This window comes from Spirulina subsalsa CS-330 (genome assembly GCF_028330765.1).
Lineage (GTDB): Bacteria > Cyanobacteriota > Cyanobacteriia > Cyanobacteriales > Spirulinaceae > Spirulina > Spirulina subsalsa_A.
On sequence record NZ_JAQMTY010000304.1, the window covers coordinates 1 to 8,345 of the forward strand.

4 protein-coding genes are annotated in these 8,345 nt (G+C 56.1%); 2 read left to right on the forward strand and 2 right to left on the reverse strand.

Annotation, left to right across the window (positions count from 1 at the left end):
• The first annotated feature begins 170 nt into the window (after positions 1–170).
• Positions 171–1,445: an RNA-guided endonuclease IscB gene (iscB, locus tag PN477_RS20715; protein WP_417158878.1), complete on the forward strand. Its 1,275-nt coding sequence runs from the start codon at positions 171–173 to the stop codon at positions 1,443–1,445.
• Positions 1,446–1,535: 90 nt separating this feature from the next.
• Positions 1,536–3,401, forward strand: a complete 1,866-nt coding sequence (locus tag PN477_RS20720) for an ArnT family glycosyltransferase (RefSeq protein ID WP_272119328.1) — start codon at positions 1,536–1,538, stop codon at positions 3,399–3,401.
• Between the two features lie 144 nt (positions 3,402–3,545).
• On the opposite strand, the gene PN477_RS20725 is transcribed toward PN477_RS20720, so the two are convergent.
• A complete protein-coding gene (locus PN477_RS20725; protein WP_272119330.1) occupies positions 3,546–4,712 on the reverse strand; it encodes a pyridoxal phosphate-dependent aminotransferase in 1,167 nt (388 codons plus the stop codon).
• Between the two features lie 147 nt (positions 4,713–4,859).
• Positions 4,860–7,904: a tetratricopeptide repeat protein gene (locus tag PN477_RS20730; protein WP_272119331.1), complete on the reverse strand. Its 3,045-nt coding sequence runs from the start codon at positions 7,902–7,904 to the stop codon at positions 4,860–4,862.
• Positions 7,905–8,345: the final 441 nt, after the last annotated feature.

The following is an 8,345-nucleotide window of genomic DNA, read 5'->3' on the forward strand; positions in this document are numbered from 1 at the left end:
TCAGAGTAAGCGTTCAAGTTCTTACCTTGGGATGCGACGCTAGTCCCAAGCTCTAAAACCGGATGGTTAAACAGTCCTAGAGGGTTAAGACAGTGCCATTTGGAAAGTACCGACTCTGAACATTGGCGAAGCGAACGTTACACGCAAGTAGAAGAGACGCAACAATGTCTATTCCTAATTTCGTTTTTGTCCTAGATACCCACCGTAAACCGCTCACGCCCTGTACTCCGGGCATGGCACGGTCATTGCTCAAAGCTGGCAAAGCGATGGTGTTTCGGATGTATCCATTCACCATCATTCTGCCCAAGACGGTGCAAGCCACGCCAGAGCCTTTAACCCTCAAACTTGACCCCGGTTCTCAAGTCACAGGCATTGCTCTGCTTCAGGCAACTGCACTCATTTGGGTTGCCGAACTGATTCACCGAGGGCAAGGGATTCAAGCGGCACTGCTCTCTCGCCGCCAACTCCGGCGCAGTAGACGCGATCGCAAGACTCGCTATCGTCAAGCTCGGTTTCTCAACCGCACTCGTCCTCAAGGTTGGCTTGCGCCCAGCTTGCAGCATCGAGTGGACACCACCGTCACCTGGGTGAAGCGATTGAGCAAACTTGCCCCCATGGGTAACATCGTTCAGGAGTTAGTCAGGTTTGATTTACAACGGATGGAGAATGCCGAAATCAGTGGGGTTGAGTATCAACAGGGCGAACTCCAGGGCTACGAAGTCAGGGAGTATCTACTGGAAAAGTTTCATCGTCAATGTATCTACTGTGGAGCCAAGGATCTGCCTTTAGAAATCGAGCATATTCATCCCCGTTCTCGTGGTGGGTCGGATCGAGTCTCGAATCTGACCCTAGCTTGCCATTCATGCAACCAGGCGAAGGGGAATCAGGATGTTCAAGACTTCCTAGCGGGCAAGCCTGACTTACTCCAGCGAGTCCTGAGCCAAGCCAAAGCACCGCTCAAGGATGCAGCAGCAGTGAATACAACGCGATGGGCATTGTTCAATGCGCTGAAAGCGACCGGATTGCCTGTCAGTACAGGGAGTGGGGGTCGAACGAAATTCAATCGGACTCGTTTCGGCTTACCCAAGACGCATTACTTTGATGCGGCTTGTGTGGGCGAAACAGAGGAGTTGACCGTGTTCAGTGAGCAACCCTTGCTGATCAAGGCAACGGGACACGGCACGAGGCAGATGTGCCGCACAGACCAGTTTGGTTTCCCGACTCGCTATGTGCCTCGATTCAAGTTTGTTCAAGGCTTTCAGACAGGCGATATCGTCAAGGCGGTTGTCACCTCTGGTAAAAAGGCGGGAATCTATATCGGTCGGGTTGCGGTGCGAACGAGTGGATATTTCAACATTGCTGCTCCTGGCGGTTTATTGCAAGGCATCAGTCACAAATACTGTAAACCTCTACATCAGAAGGATGGTTACGCTTATGGCTACTGAATGGGCAATTTCGGGGGGATTGACCCCCACTCAATTGCCGCTCCTATCCATCCCCACCCACAAGGGGATGGGGTTTCTCGGAGGAAGATCATGAACGGCAGTGAAAAATCTGGACTGTGGCAGTGGTGGCAGACCTTTGAGCAGCGACCTCGCCAAGCCGCTTGGTTTTCGATTATCACCCTCAGCCTGATTTGTGTGATGGCGTTTCTGTGGGGGCTGGGCAGTGTTGGACTCGTGGATGAGACGGAGCCGCTGTTTGCCGAAGCCTCGCGCCAAATGACGGTCACGGGGGACTGGGTGACACCGTATTTTAATGGGGTGACACGGTTTGATAAGCCGCCCCTGGTGTATTGGTTGATGGCGTTGGGGTATCTGGCCTTTGGGGTGAATGAATGGACGGTGCGTTTGCCGTCGGCCTTGTCAGCGATCGCCCTCGTCCTCGGTCTTTTTTTGACGCTGTATCGTTTCGGCTATGCCACGCCCCGCGCTGGCCAGATGGATCAAGCCGATAGCCGTCGCAGCCTGCGGCAACGGTGGATCGCGGCCTGGTTGGGGGCGGCGATGTTGGCCCTCAATGTGCAAATGTTCGCCTGGGGCCGCACGGGGGTGTCGGATATGCTCCTTAATGCCTGTATCGGGGTGTCGCTGCTGTGCTTTTTTTGGGGCTATGTGGGGCACGAAGGTCAGGTGCGGCGCGGCTTTTGGCCGAGTCGCTGGTATTTAGGCTGCTACGGGGCGATGGCCCTGGCGGTGCTCACGAAAGGCCCCGTGGGCATTGTCATTCCGGGCCTGGTGATCTTGGTTTTTCTGGTCTACACGGGCAATTTTTTCACAGTGTGGCAGGAGGCTAAGGTCTGGAGCGGGCTGCTGATTTTTGCGGTGATCACGATTCCTTGGTATGTGCTGGTGATCCAAGCCAATGGAGAATCCTATATCAATGACTTTTTTGGCTATCACAACCTCGATCGCTTTACCCGTGTGGTGAATCAACATTCAGCGCCGTGGTATTTCTATTTTCTCGTGGTGCTGGTGGGGTTTTTGCCCTGGTCGGTTTCCTTGCCCCTGGCGATCGCCCGCCTCAACCTCTGGCAACGCCGCTTTTGGCAGGCTCAACCCCGCCAAGCTCAACTCGGTTTGTTAGCGGTAATTTGGGTGATTGTGATCTTTGGCTTTTTTACCGTGGCCGTTACTAAACTCCCTAGCTATACCCTGCCCCTCCTGCCAGCGGCGGCGATCCTCGTTGCGCAACTCTGGAGTTATGAACTGTCCTTGAACAAGTTACCCTCCATGGCCCGTCAACCGCGCCATACGGCAGGGATCTTAATCACGGGGGTGTTGAGTGCGATATTTGCGATCGCCACCGGGGTCTTTTGGTGGATTTTCCCCAGCATTCTCGGCCCGGATACCGCCGCCCCCAACTTTTCCCAGACCTTAGACCAATCCCTAATGCCGGAAATTGGCAGCGTCATTTGGATCGCCTTGGGGATTGCGATCGCGTTCTTGCTCCTCCATCGCAAAACCTGGCGTTGGGTGATTGTGGCCCAGGTGATCGGCTTTTTCTGCTTCCTCAACTTCACGATGATCCCCACCCTTGTCCTCGTCGATCAGGAACGACAGGCCCCCCTCCGCCACCTGGCCATCCGCGCCGGTCACGAAAAACAACCCACCGAAGAACTCTTCATGATTGGCTTTCGCAAACCCAGCGTTTCCTTCTACGCCCAAACCCCCATTCACTACTTTTCCCACGCTCCCCACGCCGCCACCTACGTCAACCGCACCCGCGACAATCCCCCAGACGATGCCACCTCTGTCCTCATTCTCGCCAACCCGGTAATCATCGACGAACTCGACCTCAAGCCCCAGGACTATCAAACCCTCGACCAAGAGGGCGCGTACCAACTCGTCCGCGTCCCCCGCGCCGTGATTGCCGAGCGCAATGACATCGCTTCCCCCTAGTGGCGTGACACAGCCAAAATGATACTTTATTGTAGGGTGGGTTAGGCGGCTTAAACTCCTGCCATCACTGTAATCTAGCAATCCGCCGTAACCCACCGGTTAAGGTGTGTCGTGACACTAGGCCGCGTTGGTTCTGGGATTGGGTTAGGTGAGTTTAGCCACGAAGGTTTGGAGGCGATCCATGCCTTTTTTGATGGAGTCTAGGCTGGTGGCATAGGAGAACCGGACGCAGCCTTGCGTACCGAAGGCCTCACCGGGGACGGAGGCAACAAAATGCTCGTCTAAGAAGCGATCGCAAAATTCCAGGGCCGGGACACCGAGTTTAGCGATGTCAAGATAGACATAAAACGCCCCATCGGGCCGCGTGCAGGAAATCCCCGGAATGGCGGCGATCGCATCCAACACATAGGCCCGCCGTTCCGTAAACGCCGCCCGCATGATCTCCAACGGCTCCTGAGTGCCTTCGAGGGCAGCGATCGCCCCAAACTGCGCAAAGGTGCAAACATTGGAGGTACTGTGACCCTGCATCTTATTCATCCCCTGAATGAGTTGTAACGGCCCCGCCGCATAGCCCAACCGCCAGCCCGTCATCGCGTAGGCCTTCGCAAACCCATTACTAATAATCGTCCGCTCAAACGCCGCCGGACTCACCGCCCCAATACTCAAATGCTCCACCCCATCGTAGAGAATCTTTTCATAAATCTCATCGGACACGACGAGAATATCCGCCGCTACCACCACAGCCGCCAACGCCCGGATCTCCGCAGGCGGATACACCGAGCCGGTGGGGTTCGAGGGCGAATTGAGCACAAACAGTTTCGTCTGGGGGGTAATCGCCGCCTGCAACTGCTCCGGGGTAATTCGGTAGCCGGATTCTGCCGTGGTCTCCACTAAAACCGGCGTACCCCCGGCGAGCTTCACCATTTCCGGATAGCTCACCCAATAGGGCACGGGAATAATCACCTCATCCCCCGGTTCGATCAGGGTCATCATCAGGTTATAGAGGGAAAACTTGCCGCCGTTGGTGACAATCACATTCGCGGCTTCGTAGGGGAGTTGGTTATGGGTTTGGAGTTTGTGGGCGATCGCATCGCGCAATTTGGGTTCCCCCGCCGCCGGGCCGTAGCGCGTTTTGCCCGCATCAAGGGCCGCTTTCGCCGCTGCTTTAATATGGTCGGGGGTATCAAAATCCGGTTCTCCCGCGCTAAAGCTACACACATCAATGCCGTCCTCTTTCATCGCCTTGGACTTGGCGGCAATGGCTAATGTCATCGATGCAGGAACTTGATTGATGCGGGTGGCTAATTTCACGGTAAAGCGGCCTCTCAACACAGCATAAATAGGGATTAACTCCCCAGTGTATGGGGTGAGTTGCCGGAGGTGTTGCTGTCTTTAATACTTTTTTAGATGAAGTCGGGATGGGGAGTGCCCAAGGGTTCCCCACCGAGGGCGAAGGGACTAGGGGGTGTGGAGGCCGTAGGGCAGGCCCGTGATCGTGAAACCCGCCCAATAGTAGGGATGGGCGTAGGGGCAGATCGTTGGGCCGAGGCGTTCGGCTTTGGCTTGGGCGAGGTTTTGGGCGATTTTGAGGTGGTCAAGGCCGGGGGGGGCGGCGTGGGTCAGGTGTTTGAGGAGGGTCTCGTAATGGTGCAGCAGGTCTTGATAGGTTAAGGTTTGGAGCCAGTTTTGGGACTGATGGAGGGCGATCGCCGGCGTGATGTTGTCCTTTAACAAGGCATACATATACCCCATCAGCAACGCTGTGGATATTTCCCCCACGGGCCAGAGACTCACCACCACATGGCTAGACCCTTGGTGCAAAAAGACCGTTGGGAACCCTAAGCCTTCGAGGTCAAGGCGAAAATCGGGCCCCAACTGGAGCCAATGGCCCGACAGACAGACGAAGGGGGGCGTGGGTGCGTCGAGGTGCTTGAGTTGAGCGATCGCAACCTGGCGATCATTCGCCAACTGCAAACCTGAGGTTTCGCCCCATGTCCCATCCCACCAAGCATCCCCCGCAAAATGGCACAGTTCCACCGCTGTGGCCAAGGCAGACTGCACCTGTGTGGGCGTGGCCTGGCCTGGGTCGATCGAGTGATGCTCAAAAAACTGAGCCACGATCGCCACTTCGGTAGTGGCATGGGGAGAAACCCCGGCCGATCCGGCAATGGTGAGGAGCGATCGCACTGCCGGCAACGGGTGATCGTGCTGATGTTGTAGCAGGGTTAACCCCATCTGTACCGACGGCAGATAGGTCACCACATAGGCAAGATGGTCAAACTGGGGATGATTAATCGCCAAATGGAGGGGAACGAGATGCAATTCCTGATGGGGCACGATGATGAGATGGGTCAGGTCTTCCGGCAACCGTTCCCACACCTGGGCCAATTGCAAAATCTCACCGAGTTCCGCCAAGCGCGGCAAGAGTTGATTGCGCCAATGCTGATCATCTTCGGGCTGTTGGCTGTGCTGCTCACTGACAAATTCCAAGCTTGACCACTGCTGCCACCAATCCCGAAACTGGCTCAGTTGGTCGTAGTTGCCCTGGATCACCTGTAAGGGCTGCCGATGGAGCACGACAAACAGGGTAATGCTGGCGGGACTAATGTGCCAATAGAGCAGCCCGGTTTCTTCGGTGAGCAACTGTTGCATCTGGCTATAGGTGGGGGGCGGCAGGATCTGACCGTCCCAGTCGGGATTGAGTTGACTCTGGAGCAGCGCGTTGCGCCGTTCTTCGGCCAGTTCGATCGCTTGGAGCCGCTGTTTGGGGTCGATGGCTTGGGACAGTTGCTCCACTTTGAGTTGATAGATCCCCCGCAATTGATGCAACCAGCGCCGTTTTTGGCTGAGATTGATGGCGTTGAGTTGCAGTTGATTGATGATCAGCAGGGCAATGTTGAGGTGATTTTTGGTGTTGAGGATGCTGCCGGTGCGCTGATAGGTGACGATTAGATCCGTCATCACCTCTAGGTAGTAGGCTTCAAGGTTGGGCTGGTCTTGGAGAAAGTCGAGGCTGCGGCGGAGGGCGGCGATCGCACGTTCTAGCAGCGGTCGCGCCTGCTTCGGTTGCGTTTGCGCCACCTTCCCGAAAACGAGGCCGATGGCATGGGCCAAAGTTCCGAGGGCGAGGGCGCGATCGTGGCTGAGGTGTTGCAGTTCATTGATGGCGGTTTCCCAATTTTGCAGGGCGGCGGTGGGGCCCTGGTCGGGGGCGTTGTAGAGCGTCCAGCCACGATTAACCCAGGCTTGCCAACAGTCAGAATCTAGCGCCAGAGCCGTGGTGAAGTCGGCGAGGGCGGCCTCGGTTTGTCCAGTTTTACTCAAGGCTAGGCCGCGACCGTTGAGGGCGAAGACGGATTGGGGTTGGAGGGCGATCGCTTCTTTGTAGTCAGCGATCGCTTTGCCATAGTGGCCTAAATCGGCGTAGCTATTGCCGCGATTGTAATAGGCTTGGTGCAGGTTGGGCGCGAGGAGGATGACTTGGGTGAAGTCCTCGACGGCGGCTTGGTGTCGCCCCAGGGCTTGCCAGGCCAGGCCCCGACCGTGGTAGGCGTAGTGATCATTGGGGTCATGGTGCAGGGCTTGGCTAAAGTCGGCGATCGCGGCCTCTCCATCTCCCCAGGCCAGAGTCACCATCCCCCGGCCGGTATAGCCCCAGGGCCAATCCGGCCGGAGGGCGATCGCCGCCTCATAATCCCGCCAGGCCAGGGCGTGATCCCCCAGGCGATGGTAAGCATGGCCGCGCCCCAAATAGGCGTAGTAGCTTAGATCTTGCCCCTGCTCAATCCCATGGGTAAAATGAGCGATCGCCTCCGTAAACCGCCCCAACCCCAGCAACAAATTACCCTGGTTAAAATGCCCTAAATCAGAGTCGGGATGGTGGCTCAGGAGTTGTTCAAACTGCGCCAGGGCCTCGGCCCGTTGTCCCTGATAATACAGCGCGACTCCGCAGGCATTTTCCGCCTGCTCAAACTTCGGTCGCTGCTCTAACGCCGTGCGCCAGAGGGACATCGCCCCATCGAGTTCGCCGGTGGTGTAGAGTTCGAGGCCGTATTTAAACAGTTCGTGGGGATCATCAGAGGTGATCACCGTGGCGGGCTTCGTGGCTTGCGGGGCGTTGAGGGCAGCGCGATCGCTCATATTCAGCAAGCGTCGTCCCAACCCCGCCGACACATCCCCCAACTCCCCACAGCCCAAATTCCCCAACCGCATCATCCGCTGGGCCATCTCCCGGTTGAGATACTGGGGTGATTGACGCAGTAAACTTTTGCCGTAGCGATGGAGCCACGACACAAACCAGGGGTCATGTTGACGAATCCCCAAGCGATGAACCAGATCATCACACTGCCACCCCTGCGCCACCCCCTCTAACATCTGGTAGAACAGGGATTCATACCCATCATTGGTCAGGGGGGTGATTTCAGTGGGATGAGGTGTCGGGGATTCGGCATTAAATATGGCACGAATCAGATCCCTCAACCATTGCAGCGGAAATTGCAACATTAGCAAGGCATTCAATTAAGCTACATTCGGATCACTCTTTTTAACATAATCTGAATTGGCCCTCCGCCCATGATCTAACCCTGAGGGATTCCGCCCAATTTGGCGCGACGTTGGGCGAGGGACTGGCGGATCGTTCCGCTTCAATTTCACGCTTCACCCCCCGCCTTCGGACGACTTTTCCCCAAGCGATCGCCGTTTTCCACACCTTTTCCCCGGTTTTGCCCATTTTATTGGTTAATCATTAACCTTGGATTAACCCCAGTATTACCGTGAATTGAAGGGGAAAGCTTGTTCAAAAATCATCATCGAAAATTTGGGTAGAAACCCCGTCCTTCTAGGACGGCTTGATGTTAGTATAATCCTTGGTCAACGACCCACCCGAGACGATGGATCAGACAGCCTACACGAGCGAAGTCCAGTTGTACTGGCGGCGCAGCAAAA